This is a genomic window from Yersinia canariae (assembly GCF_009831415.1).
GTDB classification, from domain to species: domain Bacteria; phylum Pseudomonadota; class Gammaproteobacteria; order Enterobacterales; family Enterobacteriaceae; genus Yersinia; species Yersinia canariae.
Genome location: NZ_CP043727.1, coordinates 3,578,867 through 3,596,132 on the forward strand (window position 1 = coordinate 3,578,867; position 17,266 = coordinate 3,596,132).

A 17,266-nucleotide genomic window follows, 5' to 3' on the forward strand; every position below is an offset into this window, starting at 1 on the left:
AAGCAGGAGAGTTAAAGTGCCCACGCCAGAGATGGCGCGGCTCGAACCGACCTGGATGCTGGTGTTTACAAAGTCTTTGCTCTCTGTCTGTTCTCGCTGCGGCCAACACCCGCCCACGGCGTGCCACAGCCATCAGCTCACTTCGTGCTATTGAGCCTGATAAATATCCCACGCGGCTTGCAGCCCTGCGCCCTGAACAGTGGCAAATCCTAACCGATTCAATACAGCTTCCAGTGCCGCCAATGTTTGCATGACGCAATCTTTGCGCGCGTTATACCCCATTGTCCCTATGCGCCAAATTTTGCCATTCAGCGGCCCGAATGAAGTCCCAATTTCAATACCAAAATCATTCAGCATCAATTGCCGCACTTGCTCACCAGCAATTCCTACCGGAATAACCACCCCCAGCACATTGTTCATCCGGTGCTTCATGTCGCCAAACACGGCAAGCCCCATGCCCTGAATCCCCGCCAGCAATGCCGCGCCGTGCAAAGCATGGCGAGCAATACCCTTCTCTAAACCTTCTTCTAATATCACTCGCGCACACTCTCGGGCAGCAAACAACATACTGGTCGCCTCAGTATGATGATTCAGGCGCTCCGGCCCCCAATAATCCATGATCATGCCCAAATCAAAGTAATTGGAATAGATAATCTCTTCGTCGCCATCAGCATGATCTTCCGTGCGGATCCCCTGCTCAATACATTGACGGCGTCGGATTTGCTCGGCAAGTTGTGGGCTGAGTGTCAGCGGAGAACTGCCGGATGGCCCACCAAGGCACTTTTGCAGCCCAGCCGAGACTGCATCCAGCCCCCAGGCATCCGTTTCCAACACGTTCCCACCTAATGATGCCGTGGCATCAGTATAAAACAGCACTTGGTGACGGCGGCAAATCTCGCCCAATTCAGCCAGCGGCTGCAACATGGTAGTCGAGGTATCGCCCTGTACCGTCAACAGCAGGCGCGGGCGTACTTTCTTGATAGCATCCTCAATCATATCCGGGGTGAATACTTCGCCCCACGGCACTTCAATGATATGGACCTCAGCACGACAACGGCGGGCAATTTCACATAACAGATGACCAAAGCGACCAAAAATCGGCACCAGCACTTTATCACCAGGGCGAATGGAGGACAGCAAAACTGCCTCTATACCCGCGCGAGATGTGCCATCGACTAGCATCGTCCACAGATTTTCAGTGCGAAAAACACCGCGATACAGCGCCATAACCTGATTCATATAATCTGTCATCGCCGGGTCATATTGCCCGATTAGCGGGCTAGACATCGCGCGCAATACTCGCGGATCAGCATTGATAGGCCCCGGCCCCATCAATAACCGTGCTGGCGGATTGATCTGACTAAACAATGGGTTAGGATTTATTGCCGCCATAGAAAATCTCCATTCTTATATAAATCAGTAAAATATTTCCTACAAACCATTAGCTGAGGATATAAATCATCTTAATTTCAGCGGGTTGCGGATGAAAAAATGTGCGGTAATTTCACCGCATTAATAACACGCCGAATGGCAATATGATGTTGTTCATTTTTTTAGTGAATATTGCCCGTCATATTAATGCTAATTAGGCTAAAGTCGCCCCAGCGGAATATTCTACACTGGCGCAATTCATCCCAGATGGAGTCACTATTCCACTTTAATACCACTAAATTGTAAAAAGCGTTCGGCGGCAACACTTAGCGGTGCGCCCCACACACAGTAAACCTGACGCCGTGGACCATCATCAATAGGGATTGCGACTAAGGATGCCAAACGCTGGGCGGTAGAAATTGGCACAATTCCCGCGGCTAAACCACGCCGGACCAAATTCTCCAGCCACTCGATATGATCAATCTCGAAATTCACATGTCGCTTAATACCTGCGGCCTGAAATGCTCGGTCCGTCTGCCGCCTGGCCCCTGTACCACTGTAAAAATCCACCAATGGCACACTTGCTAAACGCTGCAAATTCACACTCAGTTGCTGCGCCAATTCATGGGAGGGAGAGACCAGCGCCACCAAGGGCTCATCCATTAACTGATAATGAGAAAGCGGTAACAGACTCTTATCACCCGGCCAAATCCCCACAAAACCGACATCTGTCTTTTGTGCTCGGGTATCTTCCAGCAAAGTCTCACTCATGCCGACATACAACCGAATATTTACCGCTGGATAGCAACGATTAAACTCCCCCAACGTTTCGGTTAAATCTATCGCGTTTAACGTTGAGATAGTGCCTATCGTCAAGGTGCCGGTAACATTCCCACTGGCGGCAGTCACTTCATCGCGCAACTGCTGCTGAGCGGCTAATAATCGTTGCGCTGGCAGGATAAATGCCTGTCCCGCAGGTGTCAGAGTCACCCGACGTGAAGTGCGTTCAAACAGTGTGCAACCCAGAGATTCCTCCAGCCGGGCTATCTGGTGACTCAGTGCCGATTGCACGGTATGACATGCCTTTGCCGCCTGAGTAAAACTCTGCGTTTCCGCCACCGCCAGTGCATAACGGATTTGTTTGAGATTCATTTATCTATCTCGAAATGAGATTAATCAAATGAAAATTATACATTGGTTTATCATTCTTATTTATCTAATACTGTCACTCTTATCAATTCAGAATAATTCCTTATGACACAAAAAACCGAACACGTTGGCTTAAGTCCGGCATTGATTGTATTGATGTCGGTCGCTACCGGGCTGGCGGTTGCCAGTAACTATTATGCTCAGCCATTGTTGGAAACTATCGCTCAAGCTTTTAATCTTTCGGTCAATCAGGCCGGTTTTATCGTCACCGCCGCCCAGTTAGGTTATGCGGTTGGGTTAATGTTTTTGGTTCCTTTAGGGGATATGTTTGAACGGCGCGGGTTGATTGTCGGTATGACCTTGCTGGCGGCGGGCGGGATGCTGATTACGGCCATGTCGCAAAATCTCACCATGATGATTGTCGGCACCGCCCTCACCGGCTTGTTCTCTGTCGTGGCGCAATTACTGGTGCCCTTAGCCGCCACACTGGCGGCCCCAGAAAAACGCGGCAAAGTAGTCGGCATTATCATGAGCGGCTTATTGCTGGGTATTTTGCTGGCACGAACTGTGGCGGGCGCATTGGCTTCTATTGGTGGCTGGCGTACCATTTATTGGGTTGCCAGTGTGTTGATGATAATCATGGCGTTGATTCTATGGCGCTATCTGCCGCGTTATAAGCAACATTCCGGCCTCAATTATGGTCAGTTGCTCGGCTCAATATTTTCTTTATTTATCCGCACTCCGGTGCTGCGCACCCGCGCCTTACTTGGCGCACTGTCATTTGCCAACTTCAGTGTCTTGTGGACGTCAATGGCTTTCCTGCTGGCGTCGCCACCTTTTGGCTATTCAGAAGCGGCTATCGGGCTATTTGGCCTGGTAGGGGCGGCGGGGGCATTAATGGCCACCAAAGCAGGCCAACTGGCAGATAAAGGAAAAGCCCGCATCACCACCAGCGTCGGCTTGGTATTATTGCTGTTGTCATGGATTCCCATAGCTTTGGGGCAGCATTCCATCATGGCGCTGATTATTGGGATTATCGTGTTAGACCTTGCTGTCCAAGCGGTGCATGTCACCAATCAGAGTGTGATATACCGTATGATGCCAGAGGCCCGAAATCGCTTAACTGCGGGCTATATGACCACTTACTTTATTGGCGGCGCATTAGGTTCCCTGATTTCAGCCGCCGCCTATCAGCATGCGGGCTGGTATGGCGTGGCAATCGCCGGGCTGGTGCTGTGTATTTTGAACATGGCAACCTGGTTGGTGGGTAAACGATTTGATCCCCCGGCAAATCTCCCCGTCGAGTGATCTTGATTAGTTAGCTAACTAATAATCAATTGAGATATAAATTTGGGTTATAGGGTATTAAGACAATTACCACTCTGGTAATGTTACTTAACTTTATACTTTACCCTAAATAATTCGAGTTGCAGGAAAGCGGCAACTGAGTCAATCCCCAGGAGCTTACATTAGTAAGTGACTGGGGTGAGCAAAGGCAGCCAACACACATGCAGCTCGAAGCATGACGGATATATAACCCAAATTATCAATAGTTGACTCTATGCAAAGCCAAATCACCGACTCCCCCTCGACGACTCAGTCGACAGCTACATTCACTGAAGGAATAACTGACAGCCTCCCCATTGTTATCGGTTATTTACCTGTGGCTTTCGCCTTTGGTTTGAGTTCGGTAAAACTGGGCTTTACCCCGTGGGAAGGTATTTTCTTCTCTTGCATCATTTATGCCGGAGCCAGCCAATTTGTTATCACCGCCCTGCTCAGCGCGGGGATGTCATTGTGGGTTTCAGCATTGACCGTGATGGCAATGGATATCCGCCATATCTTGTACGGGCCGGCACTGAAACACCGCATTGTCACTAAGATGTCCGGAAAAAAAACCGCCCTTTGGGCCTTTGGCCTGACAGATGAAGTGTTTGCCGCCGCGACCACCAAACTCATGAAAGACCAACGGCGCTGGAGCGAGAATTGGATGCTCGGCATCGCGCTCACTTCTTGGTTATCTTGGGTTGCGGGCACCGCTATCGGGGCGATGTTTGGCAATGGCCCGCTAGAGAATTACCCGGCAATTGAAGCTTCTCTTTCCTTTATGTTACCCGCGCTATTTCTCAGTTTCCTGTTGGCGGCGTTTAAACGCCAATACAGCCTGACTGTTATTGCCTCGCTAACGGGCGCTTTGCTCGGCGTGTTGTTGTTCTCTATTCCGGTGGCTATTTTGGCCGGTATTGGGGGCGGATGTCTGGCGACCTTACTCCAGCCTGCTCGCGATGACCTCATCGATCCCCAAGAGACGGATTCAGAGGAGCAGAAACCATGAATATGGATGTTTTAATTATTGGTTTGGTGGTGGGAACAGTAAATTATCTGTTTCGTTATTTGCCGCTGCGACTTGGGCCAGCGCGCAAACAAGCGGGCCTGCAACGAGGCAAACTCTCCCTGTTACTCGACAGCATCGGCATCGCCTCTATTTGTGCCTTATTAGTGGTTTCCAGTACACCGGAGATTATGCATAACCCACAGAAATTAATTCCTACACTTATTGGTTTTTTGGTTATTTGTGGGTGCTTTTATAAAACTAACAGTATTATCTTCGCCACGTTACTGGGCGCACTCAGCTACGGCCTGACATTCAAATTAATAATGCTTTTAGCGTAACAATTTGCCTGAATTGTGAGCTAAAACACAATATCCTTACAATTAATAATACTAATTACTCACACACAGTGACTGAATAACACTAATTGCTAAATTTTTCTGTTATTAACCCGTTTACATTATTAGTCACTACCGTTACTGTACCATTTGAAATTAATGAGGCTCCTTATAATGGAAAGTTCCTTTAGTCCCATAGAACAGATGCTTAATTCTCGTGCTAAACGCCAGAAGAATTTCCCTTACCAAGAAATTCTGCTGACGCGCTTATGTATGCATATGCACAGTAAATTGCTGGAAAACCGCAATAAGATGCTGAAAGCACAAGGAATTAACGAAACCCTGTTTATGGCGCTAATTACGCTGGAAGCACAAGAGAGCCACAGTATTCAGCCGTCAGAGCTCAGTGCCGCGCTGGGGTCTTCGCGAACCAATGCCACCCGGATTGCTGACGAGTTGGAAAAGAAAGGCTGGATTGAGCGCCGCGAAAGCCATAATGACCGGCGTTGTTTGCATTTACATCTGACCGAAGCGGGTGTTGAGTTTTTAAATCAGCTGCTTCCCCCACAACATAAGTGTCTGCATTTTCTTTGGTCAACACTGGACGCCCACGAGCAGCAACAGCTTGAAACGCTGACGCGCAAGTTACTGACCCGATTAGACCAAATGGAAATACCAGAACAGTAATTCCAACATATCTAGCCCCTAAATAATTCGAGTTGCAGGAAGGCGACAAGCGAATGAATTCCGATCAATTGACAGCCAGTCAATGATTCGGGTGAAAGAGCAGCCAACACATGCAACTTGAAGTATGACGGGTATATCCAGGTACATAACTATGCTATCCCCACATAGCTGGAGAGTCACGCCCTTGTTCGCCGTTTTATTACTGGCGGGCTGCGCCTCAAGCGATAATATTGCTCCTCAGTCTCAAATGCTGGATAACCAACAACTGCAATTGGCACAGCCTAAAGTCAGTTCGTTGGCGCTAAGCCCTCAGTGGTGGCGGGTACTGGAAGATCCCCAACTTGATGCTTTGATGACTCAAAGTTTACAAACCTCACCTTCGCTAAAACAAGCGGCGGCACGGGTACGTGAAGCACAAAGCGTGATGGGTCAGGCGGATGCGGCTAATGGCCCTAATCTGGACCTCTACGGCAGCAGTAATCGGGAAAAGATGTCGCAAAACACACTGCAACCGTTCTTGCAGTCTTATCCCAATAAACCATTGTATGAAACCGCCAATACCCTTGGCCTGAATCTTAGCTACGAGTTTGATTGGTGGGGTAAATACCGCAATCGGGTCAATGCTGCCAATGCGCAGGTTAATGCTGCTCGGGCAGAACAGCAGCAGGCTGCACTGACATTGACCAGCTCGGTTGCCTCTGTTTATTACCAGCTACAAAGCAATTTTGCCCTGCAAAATGTGTTGCAGCAGGAAGTCGATAATAATGACAGTTTGGCTGAATTGCGTACCAAGCAATATCAGGCAGGCATCTATAGCATTGAAATTCCACAGCAAACACAAGCTCAGGCCGATACTGCCAAGCAGCAAATTATCCAACTGAAATCTCAAGGTGAACAGCTAAAACATCAGTTGGCGGCCCTGACAGGCCAAGGCCCAAGTGCGACACAAAATCTGCGTCCGGTGCCCTTGCCAGATATCACCCGCCTGGCCCCTAAAGGGGAGTTGACCACGGATTTACTGGGCCAGCGTCCGGATATCACAGCACAACGCCAGCTCGTTGAATCTTATGACCAGCGGGTTAAAGCGGCGCGCAAAGAATTTTATCCCAGCTTATCAATTACTGGATTTGCCGGTTTCTCGACCACTAACTTCCGGGGCACAAACCCCAATCTGTTAGAGGCGGCCAGTCAAGCATGGAACTTTGCACCTGCAATCTCATTGCCTGTTTTCCACGCGGGTGCGTTACGCAGTAAATTAGGAGAAGAATCAGCCCTTTATGACGAAGCGGTTGAATCTTACAACCAAACTATCCTCAATGCCGTGCGAGAAACTGCGGATGCCATCACCATCCAACAAAGCAGCCAACTCCAACTGCAACAAGCTATATCAGCGTCGCAATCTATGCAGAAAGTTTATGGTGTTGCTGACGCGCGTTATAAAACGGGGATTATTGGTCGGGACGAACTGTTAATTAGCCAGTCGCAATATCTACAACAGCAGCAATCAGAACTTAGCGCCAGCAATAATTTATTGCAGGCCAAGATTGGTTTGATCCGATCACTCGGAGGTGGCTATCAGGCTCCCGTCAGTGATGGTTCACAAAATAAAACAATATAAAATCAAGCGTGGAGAACACCATGAGTGCAAGCGCGGAAGCTCAAGTGCCGCAACAACCGCAGAATAAAAAGAAGCAACGTAAACGCGTACTTCTCTTACTGACGGTTATTTTTATCATTATTGGGGTGGCTTATCTTATTTATTGGTTCCTGGTGCTACGTCATCACCAAGAGACTGATAATGCTTATGTTTCAGGCAACCAAGTCCAAATCATGTCGCAAGTTCCTGGCAGTGTTGTCAGTGTTAACTTTGAAAACACTGACTTGGTCAAAAGTGGTGATGTCCTGCTGGCCCTCGACCCGACAGACGCCGAACAGGCCTATGAGCAAGCAAAAACCGCATTGGCAAACAGTGTGCGCCAAACCCACCAGCTCATGATTAACAGCAAACAGTATCAGGCCAATATTGCCCTGAAAAAAACGGAGCTGAGTAAAGCACAAAATGACCTAAAGCGCCGTGTGGTGCTGGGTTCTGTTGATGCAATTGGCCGTGAAGAGCTGCAACACGCCCGTGATGCAGTAGACGCCGCGCAAGCATCATTGGATGTGGCGATTGCACAGTATAATGCCAATCAGGCGCTGGTTCTTGATACACCACTGGAGAAACAACCGGCTGTTGAGCAAGCGGCTGCCAAGTTGCGCGATGCCTGGCTCGCCCTGCAACGCACTAAAGTTGTCAGTCCAATTACCGGTTATGTCTCACGCCGAAGTGTGCAAGTCGGGGCCAAAATAGCCAACGGCGCGCCACTAATGGCCGTTATTCCTGCGAATGAAATGTGGATTGACGCCAACTTTAAAGAAACGCAGTTAGACAATATGCGTATCGGCCAATCCGCTACTGTGGTGACCGATTTCTATGGCAATGATGTTGTTTTCCAAGGCAAAGTTGTGGGCCTGGATATGGGGACGGGCAGCGCCTTCTCACTGTTACCCGCCCAAAATGCCACCGGTAACTGGATTAAAGTGGTTCAGCGTTTGCCGGTTCGTATTGAGCTAGATGCCAAACAACTGGCTGAACATCCGCTGCGCATTGGTCTATCGACCACAGTGCGAGTGGATACCGCCAATCCCGACGGCCCAGTATTAGCGCAAAACGTGCGTAAAGAACCTGCATTTGTCACCCACGCGCTGTCCCTGGATTTAGCGCCGGTTAATCAAATGATTGGCGATATTGTTCATGCAAATGCGGGTTAATACTGATGCAAACGCAGGTTAAATGCGCCGGAGGCTACTGTGGCACAAAAACCGCTTGAAGGTGCCCAACTCGCCTGGATGACAGTCGCACTATCATTAGCGACCTTCATGCAAGTGCTGGACTCCACCATTGCTAACGTGGCAATTCCGACTATTGCCGGGGATCTTGGCTCATCCAACTCCCAAGGAACATGGGTTATCACCTCATTCGGTGTGGCAAATGCGATTTCTATCCCCATCACGGGGTGGTTGGCAAAACGCATTGGTGAAGTCAGATTGTTCCTGTGGTCGACGGGGCTATTTGTACTGGCCTCGTGGTTGTGCGGTGTGTCAAACAGCTTGGGAATGCTTATCTTCTTCCGGGTCATTCAAGGGCTGGTCGCTGGCCCATTGATTCCGCTGTCGCAAAGCTTACTGCTGAATAATTACCCGCCCGCGAAACGAAGTATGGCCCTGGCATTGTGGTCGATGACAATTGTTGTCGCCCCTATTTTTGGGCCGATCCTTGGCGGTTATATCAGTGACAACTATCACTGGGGCTGGATCTTCTTTATCAACATCCCTATCGGGTTGGTGGTTATTTTGGTCGCGGGCAGCACCCTGAAAGGGCGAGAGACCAAAACCGAAATCAAACCTATCGATACTATCGGGCTGGTGTTATTGGTCGTGGGTATCGGTGCCTTACAAATCATGCTTGACCAAGGTAAGGAGCTGGACTGGTTTAACTCAACCGAGATTATTGTCCTGACGGTTATTGCCGTGATTGCCATTACCTTCCTGATAGTGTGGGAGCTTACCGACGACCATCCGGTGATCGATTTGTCATTATTCAAATCGAGAAACTTTACTATTGGCTGTCTGTGTATCAGCCTGGCCTATATGTTGTACTTTGGCGCAATTGTATTGCTGCCGCAGCTACTACAGGAGGTGTATGGCTATACCGCCACCTGGGCCGGCTTGGCATCAGCGCCGGTGGGAATATTGCCGGTGCTGCTGTCGCCGATTATTGGCCGCTTCTCACATCGAATTGATATGCGGCAGTTAGTTACATTCAGCTTCATTATGTATGCGGTTTGTTTCTACTGGCGAGCATATACATTCGAGCCGGGAATGGACTTTGGTGCTTCGGCATGGCCGCAGTTTGTGCAAGGTTTTGCTATTGCCTGCTTCTTTATGCCACTGACGGCAATTACTTTGTCCGGTTTACCGCCGGAGCGCATGGCGGCAGCATCCAGCTTGTCTAACTTCCTGCGAACACTGGCCGGGTCGATTGGGACGTCAATCACCACCACCTTGTGGACGCAAAGAGAATCGATGCACCATTCGCAGTTAACGGAATTTGTTAACCCGTTTAACCCGAATGCCACGCAGATGTATCAGGATCTGGAAAAACTGGGGATGAATCAGCAGCAAGCATCCGCTTATCTGGCGCGCGAGATTACTAATCAGGGGCTGATTATCTCGGCTAATGAAATATTCTGGCTCTCGGCGGGCGTGTTCCTGCTGCTACTGGCGCTGGTGTGGTTTGCCAAACCTCCATTCACCTCTGGCGGTGGCGGCGGTGGCGCGCACTAGCGGCTAAAGCTCAATAATAAAAAGGGCACTGACTTATCATCAGTGCCCTTTTTTACTTTATGATTCAGTAGCCTAGCAAAACATCCAACTCTAACTTACTGAGCGCTATTCTGACGCCACCATTCGGCCAATAGAATGCCGGTTGCCACCGAAACATTCAGGCTTTCAACTTTGCCAGTACCACCGATAGACACACTCACATCACCCTGCTGCCAAGCGCTGTCGGTCAAGCCATCACTCTCTTGCCCCAAGACCAGCACCATTTTGGCTGGCAGTTCAGCTTTCGACAGACTGACACCTTTATGGCTCGAGGTTGTCACTATGGTGTAACCCGCTTTACGGAAGGTATCCAACACCGAGAGGAAATCATCAGCATTGATAGCTTTGATATGCTCTGCGCCACCTTCAGCGGTGCGAACTGCTGCACCTGACTCCAGCATCGCCGGGTCTTGCAACAACACGCCGTTAATACCGAAATGCGCGCAAGTCCGCATGATGCCGCCCAGGTTATGTGGGTTACCCACATCTTCCAGTGCCAACACGCAATCTTTCGCCTGAGTCTGCTGTTGCAGATAGGTTTCAGCATCCAGACCCTGACGTTTTTTAATCAGGAAGCACACGCCACCATGGTGTTCAGTGCCAGACGCCTTCGCCAGCTCATCTTCTTCAACCACATGGTAAGCCTTGCGGTTAGCTGCCATCCATTTCAGCGCTTCACGAAAACGAGGGGTAACGGACTGCACGAACCAAGCTCGCACAATCGCATCAGGGCGGCTTTCAAACAGCGCTTTACAGGCATTCTCACCATAAACACGTGTCTCTTCAGCCCGTTGACGACGCAATTGTGCTGGGTCAACATGGCTTTTACCACTGATGCCGCCGTGATCAAATTCAGGTTCTTCAGATGGCGCACGGGACACGGTTTTCCACGGTGAATCGTATGGGCCACTGCTGTCAGAACGCGCCGGGCGGCTAGGACTCACGCGTTCATTACGGCCAGAATCATTACGACGTGAGTCATTATTCCGCTGTGAACTGCCTCGACCCGCATTATCCCCCGGGCGACCTTTACCTGCAGGACGCGGGTTTTTACCACGGTTATTGCTGTTACGGTCATCGCTGCTGTTTTCGTCACTGCGGACGTACATCACTTTAACTTTGCCGTTTTTGCCACTAAATGAATCGTTCATTGTCTTCTCCACCAACGCGCAGGGCGCGAAGATTACCTGATGTCTGCCCGGTAAGCCATAAGCAAGCGCTAAAAGCTACCAACTATCGTATTCATCGAATAAACCATTTTGGCACTTCCTTCATTTATCTTCATAATAGATAACAACCAAGAAACAATTCAACGATATTTGACTGTATGGTTTCTCTTCTATCTATTGAGATACACAATAAAGGCTAATTTATGAATACGGTATGTACAGCTTGTATGGCGACCAACCGCCTACCGGAAGAACGTATTGATGACGGCGCTAAATGTGGGCGCTGCGGCCACTCTTTATTTGATGGCGAAGTCATTAACGCCACCGCCGAAACACTGGATAAACTGCTGCAAGATGACTTACCTGTTGTCATCGACTTCTGGGCACCTTGGTGTGGCCCTTGCCGCAGCTTTGCCCCTATTTTTGAAGATGTTGCCACAGAACGCGCCGGAAAAGTTCGCTTCGTTAAAATCAATACTGAAGCTGAACCCGCACTCAGCACGCGCTTTCGCATCCGCAGCATTCCCACCATTATGCTGTATCGAAACGGCAAAATGGTCGATATGCTCAGCGGCGCATTGCCAAAGGCAGCTTTTGATAATTGGCTAAATGAACAATTATCCGTGGAGCCCACTGCTCGCTAAGCTAGTTTAACTCATTTATCGCCATTCGGGGCCGCTCAAGTGCCCGATAAAGTCTCCGCCCTGACAGTTTTCTGTTGGGGCGTTGTTTTTTCTTTTATGGTATGACTGAGCGCAAGGGTTGATTAGAATAACGCTATTTCTTCAGGAGTCCGTCGTGACTGAATCATTTACCACCGACCATACTTTACCTTCGGTCATAACGACGGGAAATGCAGTACTGCGTTTACGCCAACAACGTTTATCCGCCTCCACCCGCCCTTATCGCGCTCGTGGTTGCCGCGCTATTCGCTGCCAAGGCTGCCTACTGACTGAGCGATTTTGTTTATGTGACACGATCAAACCGCAACCGGCCAACAGCCGCTTTTGCCTGATTATGTTTGACACTGAACCCCTTAAACCCAGTAATACCGGCCGCCTGATTGCTGATATCCTCCCCAATACTCAGGCCTTTCTCTGGGCGCGAACTGAAGTTGCCCCGGAGTTATTAGCCGCAATACGCGACCCGCATCGCCAGCCTTATGTCGTATTCCCGGAAAAGTATGCTGAACCCGGGCGGCAGGTGATCAATCAATTACCTGTCAGCGATAAACCACCGTTATTTATTCTGCTGGATGGGACTTGGACTGAAGCCAAAAAAATGTTTCGCAAAAGTCCTTATCTCGCCGGGTTACCAATGTTGTCGCTAAATGTCAGTCACACCTCGGATTATCAACTCCGTGAAGCACCACGCCCGGAGCAACATTGCACGGTGGAAGTCGCCGCAGCCCTGCTCCAACAAGCTGGTGATATTCAGGCGGCTGATGGGTTAACTGCGCATTTTCATTATTTTCGGCAGCAATATTTAGCTGGGAAACCTCATCATCCAGTGGGCCGAGTCACAGCAAGTCTGGAAGAAATCGCATAAAATCAAGTAAGCGAACGCAGCCAACACTCCTGTAACTTGAAAGATGACGGGGATATATGAGCCAACGTGGATTAGAAGCACTGTTACGCCCGAAGTCGATTGCCGTTATTGGTGCTTCTGAAAAGCCTGAACGGGCTGGTTTCCTGATGATGCGTAATTTGCTCGATGGCGGCTTCAATGGCCCCATTTTGCCCGTCACCCCGACCCATAAAGCTGTTTGCGGTGTATTGGCTTATACCAATATCGCCTCTCTGCCCATAACGCCTGACTTGGCTATTTTGTGTACCCATGACCGGCGTAACCTCTCATTGCTGGAAGATTTGGGCACTCGTGGCTGTAAGGCGGTGATTATCTTGTCGGCAGCAATCGAGCAATTCCCAGAATTGAAAGCTTGCGCGCAGCGCCATCACATGCGCTTGCTTGGCCCAAATAGCTTGGGCTTGCTGGCTCCGTGGCAAGGATTAAATGCCAGTTTTTCGCCAGTGCCTATCAAAAAAGGCCGGCTGGCATTTATCTCCCAATCAGCAGCCGTGGCTAACACTATTTTGGACTGGGCGCAGCAGCGAGAAGTTGGCTTCTCTTACTTTATTGCGCTGGGTGATAGCTTGGATATTGATGTCGATGACTTACTCGACTTCCTGGCCAGAGACGGTAAAACCAGCGCTATTATGCTGTATATTGAGCATATCAGTGATGCGCGCCGTTTTTTATCCGCCTCACGCAGTGCTTCACGGAACAAACCGATTCTGGTGGTCAAAAGTGGCCGCAGCCAACACGCCCAACAATTACTCAATGGTCAGCAAGGGTTAGATGCTGCCTATGATGCTGCTATTCAGCGAGCGGGCTTATTGCGGGTTCAGGATACTCACGAGCTATTTTCGGCAGTCGAAACGCTAAGCCATATGCACCCATTGCGTGGAGAGCGCTTGCTGATTGTCAGTAATGGCGCAGCGCCAGCTGCTATGGCGCTGGATGAACTGATTAGCCGGAATGGCAAACTGGCGACGCTGTCTGATACCACCCAATCCGCGCTGAGTGCCGTGCTGCCGCCTTTTGTTTCCTTACGCAACCCAATAGACCTGCGGGATGATGCCAGCGCTGAGCGCTATTTAGCGGCGCTTAAACCTTTATTAGACAGCACTGACTATGACGCACTCCTGCTTATCCACTCACCGAGTGCCGCTGCGCCGGGCAGTAAAACTGCAGAGTTACTGATATCCGCTATCCGCCAACATCCCCGTGGCAAGCGCATTACCTTACTGACAAACTGGTGTGGTGAATATTCATCACAAGATGCCCGCCGTTTGTTCACCGAAGCAGGGATTCCGACCTATCGCACACCAGAAGGTGCAATCACCGCTTTTATGCACATGGTGGAATACCGCCGCAACCAAAAACAGCTGAAAGAAACACCGGCATTGCCAGTTGACCTCACCGCCAATACTGCCCATGTACATCAGTTGATCCGCCAGGCACTGGCAGAGGGCGCAACCCAACTCGATACCCATGAAGTCCAGCCGATCCTTGAGGCCTATGGCCTCAATATGCTACCAACCTGGATTGCTGGTGATAGTGTTGAAGCCGTGCATATCGCCGAACGGCTGGGGTATCCGGTCGCTATCAAGCTGCGTTCGCCCGATATTGTGCACAAATCTGAAGTTCAAGGAGTGATGCTGTATCTGCGCACCGCAATTGAGGTGCAGCGGGCTGCTGATGATATCCTTGATAGGGTTAAACGGACTTATCCTCAAGCCCGCATCGACGGCTTATTGGTACAAAGTATGGCGAACCGCGCCGGTGCGCAGGAGTTGCGAATTGCGGTGGAGCAAGATGCTATTTTCGGCCCACTGATTATGTTAGGGGAAGGTGGTATTGAGTGGCACCATGAAACACAAGCCGCTGTTGCATTGCCGCCATTGAATATGGCGCTGGCCCGCTATCTGATAATCCAGGCAGTTAAAGGTGGGAAAATCCGCAGCTGGGGGTCACTGCAACCATTGGACATCCCAGGGCTAAGCCGCTTGCTGGTACAGGTCTCTAACCTGATTCTTGATTGCCCGGAAATATCGCGTTTAGATATTCACCCGGTGCTTGCTTCCGGCAATGAATTCACACTGTTGGATGTATCAATGCAGTTAGCCCCCGTCACTGGCGACCCACAGGCACGGCTGGCTATTCGCCCTTATCCACACGAGCTAGAACAAAATGTGGTACTAAAAGACGGCTCTCATTGCCTGTTCCGCCCTATTTTGCCGGAAGATGAGCCGCTGCTAAAATTGTTTATTAATCAAGTCACTAAAGAAGATCTCTACTATCGCTACTTCAGCGAAATCAACGAATTCAGTCACGATGATTTGGCGAATATGACACAAATTGACTATGATCGGGAAATGGCCTTTGTTGCTGTGCGCCAAAATGCGATAGGCCCCGAAATCATTGGTGTTACGCGTGCGCTGTCCGACCCTGATAATATCGACGCAGAGTTTGCCGTATTGGTGCGTTCGGATCTAAAAGGGCTGGGGCTGGGACGGGAGCTACTGGAGAAGATGATCCAGTACACCCGTAGCCATGGGTTAACACGACTGACGGCGGTCACCATGCCCAATAACCGCGGCATGATAGGTTTGGCGAAAAAGCTGGGTTTTAGCATTGATGTGCAGATGGAAGATGGCATCGTTAATCTTGAGCTGACACTTTGATTTCAATCACATGAATCGCTGTGATATAGCCCACATAGATTAGCGATTCGGTCTGCGGTTGGCAAAACTTGCGCACAATCCGGAAAAGTAGTGGTATTATCGCCCGACTCTATGGATTAGTGTTTTTTTTGATATGGCGGTTCTGCCATCAAATAACAAGAGAAGAAGCGCACTGTGATGTTGTCAAAATTCAAACGTAGCAAACATCAACAACACCTTGCACAACTGCCCAAACTCCCCCAGTCAGTTGATGATGTCCAAACGCTTTATTGCCCCAAGGTTTTCCGCTCCACTCTGCTGGAATTAATAGGCCAGGCGAGCAAACGCATCTATCTGGTGGCGCTTTACCTTGAGCAGGATGATGCAGGCCGTGATGTGATGAATGCCCTCTATCAGGCCAAACAGCGGCATCCTGAGCTGGAAATTTGTGTGCTGGTCGACTGGCATCGCGCCCAACGTGGCCGCATCGGAGCCGCAGCAGTCAATACTAATGCAGATTGGTATTGTGAGATGGCGGACAAGCATCCGGACGTCTGTGTTCCGGTTTATGGTGTTCCGGTTAATACCCGCGAAGCCTTGGGTGTATTGCATCTGAAGGGTTTTGTCATTGATGATACCGTCATTTACAGTGGTGCCAGCATCAATGATGTCTATCTTTATCAAAATGATAAGTATCGTTATGATCGCTACCAATTAATCACAAATCCATCATTAGCCAATATTATGGTTGATTATGTGAAGCAACGGGTGCTGAGTGCCGGTGCTGTACAGCGCCTCGATCGCACGGATCGGCCAACCAATCCCGAGATCAAAAATGAAACCCGCCAATTTCGCTCATCACTGCGAGATATTGGTTATCAATTTCCAGCCCAAGCTGGTAATGATGAATTAGCAGTAACGCCATTGGTTGGGCTAGGTAAAAAAAGCCAACTCAACAAAACAATTCATCATTTAATGGCTTCCGCTGATGAACGCCTCACTATCTGTACGCCCTATTTTAACCTGCCGGCATTATTAGTCCGCAATATCATTTATCTGCTGCGCGAAGGTAAACAGGTTGAGATTATTGTTGGCGATAAAACCGCAAACGACTTTTATATTCCAGAAGATCAACCATTTAAAATTATCGGTGCGTTGCCATACTTATACGAAATCAATTTGCGCCGCTTCCTTAGCCGCTTACAGCGCTTTGTGGATAACGGCCAACTGATTGTTCGTTTGTGGAAAGATGGCGACAATACCTATCATCTGAAAGGAATGTGGGTAGATAATAATTGGCAATTGATCACCGGCAATAACTTGAATCCGCGAGCATGGCGTCTGGACTTGGAAAATGCCATCTTGATCCACGATCCTAAGCATGAGATGCATGAGCAGCGCGCAAAAGAGCTGGAATGTATTCGTACTCATACTAAAGTTGTTTCACACTACCTTGATCTGGAGAATATTCAGCAATATCCAGTCAAAGTACGCAAACTGATCCGCCGCTTACGCAGAATCCGTATTGACCGGCTCATCAGCCGTATTCTGTAAATCTAAAGCATAAAA

Annotated in this window: 14 protein-coding genes; 11 read left to right on the top strand and 3 right to left on the bottom strand. The window is 49.5% G+C overall.

Annotated features, from left to right (window positions below; translation table 11 throughout):
• Nucleotides 1-147 precede the first annotated feature (147 nt).
• On the bottom strand, nt 148-1,392 hold the full coding sequence (locus F0T03_RS16495; protein ID WP_159679533.1) for a pyridoxal-phosphate-dependent aminotransferase family protein: 1,245 nt from the start codon (nt 1,390-1,392) through the stop codon (nt 148-150).
• Nucleotides 1,393-1,647: 255 nt separating this feature from the next.
• Complete coding sequence (locus tag F0T03_RS16500; protein ID WP_145556840.1) at nt 1,648-2,523, bottom strand: LysR family transcriptional regulator; 876 nt, start codon at nt 2,521-2,523, stop codon at nt 1,648-1,650.
• A 102-nt stretch (nt 2,524-2,625) separates the two neighbouring features.
• On the opposite strand from F0T03_RS16500, the gene F0T03_RS16505 reads away from it, so the two are divergent.
• From F0T03_RS16505 to emrB, 7 genes are all read left to right on the top strand, one after another.
• Complete coding sequence (locus F0T03_RS16505; RefSeq protein ID WP_162526967.1) at nt 2,626-3,828, top strand: MFS transporter; 1,203 nt, start codon at nt 2,626-2,628, stop codon at nt 3,826-3,828.
• A 253-nt stretch (nt 3,829-4,081) separates the two neighbouring features.
• Nucleotides 4,082-4,855 carry an AzlC family ABC transporter permease gene (locus F0T03_RS16510; protein ID WP_159679535.1) on the top strand — a complete coding sequence of 258 codons (774 nt, stop codon included), beginning with the start codon at nt 4,082-4,084 and terminating at the stop codon, nt 4,853-4,855.
• Nucleotides 4,852-5,193: an L-valine transporter subunit YgaH gene (gene ygaH / locus F0T03_RS16515; protein ID WP_145556838.1), complete on the top strand. Its 342-nt coding sequence runs from the start codon at nt 4,852-4,854 to the stop codon at nt 5,191-5,193. Before F0T03_RS16510 ends, ygaH begins: the two co-directional genes overlap by 4 nt.
• Nucleotides 5,194-5,364: 171 nt before the next feature.
• Nucleotides 5,365-5,877, top strand: a complete 513-nt coding sequence (mprA, locus tag F0T03_RS16520) for a transcriptional repressor MprA (RefSeq protein WP_159679537.1) — start codon at nt 5,365-5,367, stop codon at nt 5,875-5,877.
• A gap of 151 nt (nt 5,878-6,028) precedes the next feature.
• Nucleotides 6,029-7,495, top strand: a complete 1,467-nt coding sequence (locus tag F0T03_RS16525) for an efflux transporter outer membrane subunit (RefSeq protein WP_159679539.1) — start codon at nt 6,029-6,031, stop codon at nt 7,493-7,495.
• Nucleotides 7,496-7,515: 20 nt separating this feature from the next.
• Nucleotides 7,516-8,688, top strand: a complete 1,173-nt coding sequence (emrA, locus tag F0T03_RS16530) for a multidrug efflux MFS transporter periplasmic adaptor subunit EmrA (protein WP_145556835.1) — start codon at nt 7,516-7,518, stop codon at nt 8,686-8,688.
• A 39-nt stretch (nt 8,689-8,727) separates the two neighbouring features.
• The gene (gene emrB, locus F0T03_RS16535; RefSeq protein ID WP_145556834.1) at nt 8,728-10,263 is read left to right on the top strand and encodes a multidrug efflux MFS transporter permease subunit EmrB; all 1,536 of its coding nucleotides are present in this window, start codon (nt 8,728-8,730) and stop codon (nt 10,261-10,263) included.
• A 95-nt stretch (nt 10,264-10,358) separates the two neighbouring features.
• Here emrB and F0T03_RS16540 read toward each other — a convergent pair whose 3' ends face one another.
• Nucleotides 10,359-11,453: a tRNA/rRNA methyltransferase gene (locus F0T03_RS16540; RefSeq protein WP_145556833.1), complete on the bottom strand. Its 1,095-nt coding sequence runs from the start codon at nt 11,451-11,453 to the stop codon at nt 10,359-10,361.
• Between the two features lie 221 nt (nt 11,454-11,674).
• On the opposite strand from F0T03_RS16540, the gene trxC reads away from it, so the two are divergent.
• From trxC to pssA, 4 genes are all read left to right on the top strand, one after another.
• Nucleotides 11,675-12,115 (top strand): thioredoxin TrxC, encoded by a 441-nt coding sequence (gene trxC / locus F0T03_RS16545; RefSeq protein WP_159679541.1) that lies wholly within the window; start codon nt 11,675-11,677, stop codon nt 12,113-12,115.
• 154 nt (nt 12,116-12,269) lie between these two features.
• Entirely contained in the window at nt 12,270-13,019 is a 750-nt protein-coding gene (locus F0T03_RS16550; RefSeq protein ID WP_159679543.1) for a tRNA-uridine aminocarboxypropyltransferase, read from the top strand.
• 56 nt (nt 13,020-13,075) lie between these two features.
• The gene (locus tag F0T03_RS16555) at nt 13,076-15,718 is read left to right on the top strand and encodes a bifunctional acetate--CoA ligase family protein/GNAT family N-acetyltransferase (protein WP_159679545.1); all 2,643 of its coding nucleotides are present in this window, start codon (nt 13,076-13,078) and stop codon (nt 15,716-15,718) included.
• A 180-nt stretch (nt 15,719-15,898) separates the two neighbouring features.
• Complete coding sequence (gene pssA, locus F0T03_RS16560; protein WP_374757584.1) at nt 15,899-17,251, top strand: CDP-diacylglycerol--serine O-phosphatidyltransferase; 1,353 nt, start codon at nt 15,899-15,901, stop codon at nt 17,249-17,251.
• Nucleotides 17,252-17,266 lie beyond the last annotated feature (15 nt).

What these genes read in the sequence shown, in the direction of transcription:
- F0T03_RS16495 (WP_159679533.1), bottom strand. Translation starts at nt 1,392, where the DNA reads ATGGCGGCAATAAATCCTAACCCATTGTTTAGTCAGATCAATCCGCCA.
- F0T03_RS16500 (WP_145556840.1), bottom strand. Translation starts at nt 2,523, where the DNA reads ATGAATCTCAAACAAATCCGTTATGCACTGGCGGTGGCGGAAACGCAG.
- F0T03_RS16505 (WP_162526967.1), top strand. Translation starts at nt 2,626, where the DNA reads ATGACACAAAAAACCGAACACGTTGGCTTAAGTCCGGCATTGATTGTA.
- F0T03_RS16510 (WP_159679535.1), top strand. Translation starts at nt 4,082, where the DNA reads ATGCAAAGCCAAATCACCGACTCCCCCTCGACGACTCAGTCGACAGCT.
- ygaH (WP_145556838.1), top strand. Translation starts at nt 4,852, where the DNA reads ATGAATATGGATGTTTTAATTATTGGTTTGGTGGTGGGAACAGTAAAT.
- mprA (WP_159679537.1), top strand. Translation starts at nt 5,365, where the DNA reads ATGGAAAGTTCCTTTAGTCCCATAGAACAGATGCTTAATTCTCGTGCT.
- F0T03_RS16525 (WP_159679539.1), top strand. Translation starts at nt 6,029, where the DNA reads ATGCTATCCCCACATAGCTGGAGAGTCACGCCCTTGTTCGCCGTTTTA.
- emrA (WP_145556835.1), top strand. Translation starts at nt 7,516, where the DNA reads ATGAGTGCAAGCGCGGAAGCTCAAGTGCCGCAACAACCGCAGAATAAA.
- F0T03_RS16540 (WP_145556833.1), bottom strand. Translation starts at nt 11,453, where the DNA reads ATGAACGATTCATTTAGTGGCAAAAACGGCAAAGTTAAAGTGATGTAC.
- trxC (WP_159679541.1), top strand. Translation starts at nt 11,675, where the DNA reads ATGAATACGGTATGTACAGCTTGTATGGCGACCAACCGCCTACCGGAA.
- F0T03_RS16555 (WP_159679545.1), top strand. Translation starts at nt 13,076, where the DNA reads ATGAGCCAACGTGGATTAGAAGCACTGTTACGCCCGAAGTCGATTGCC.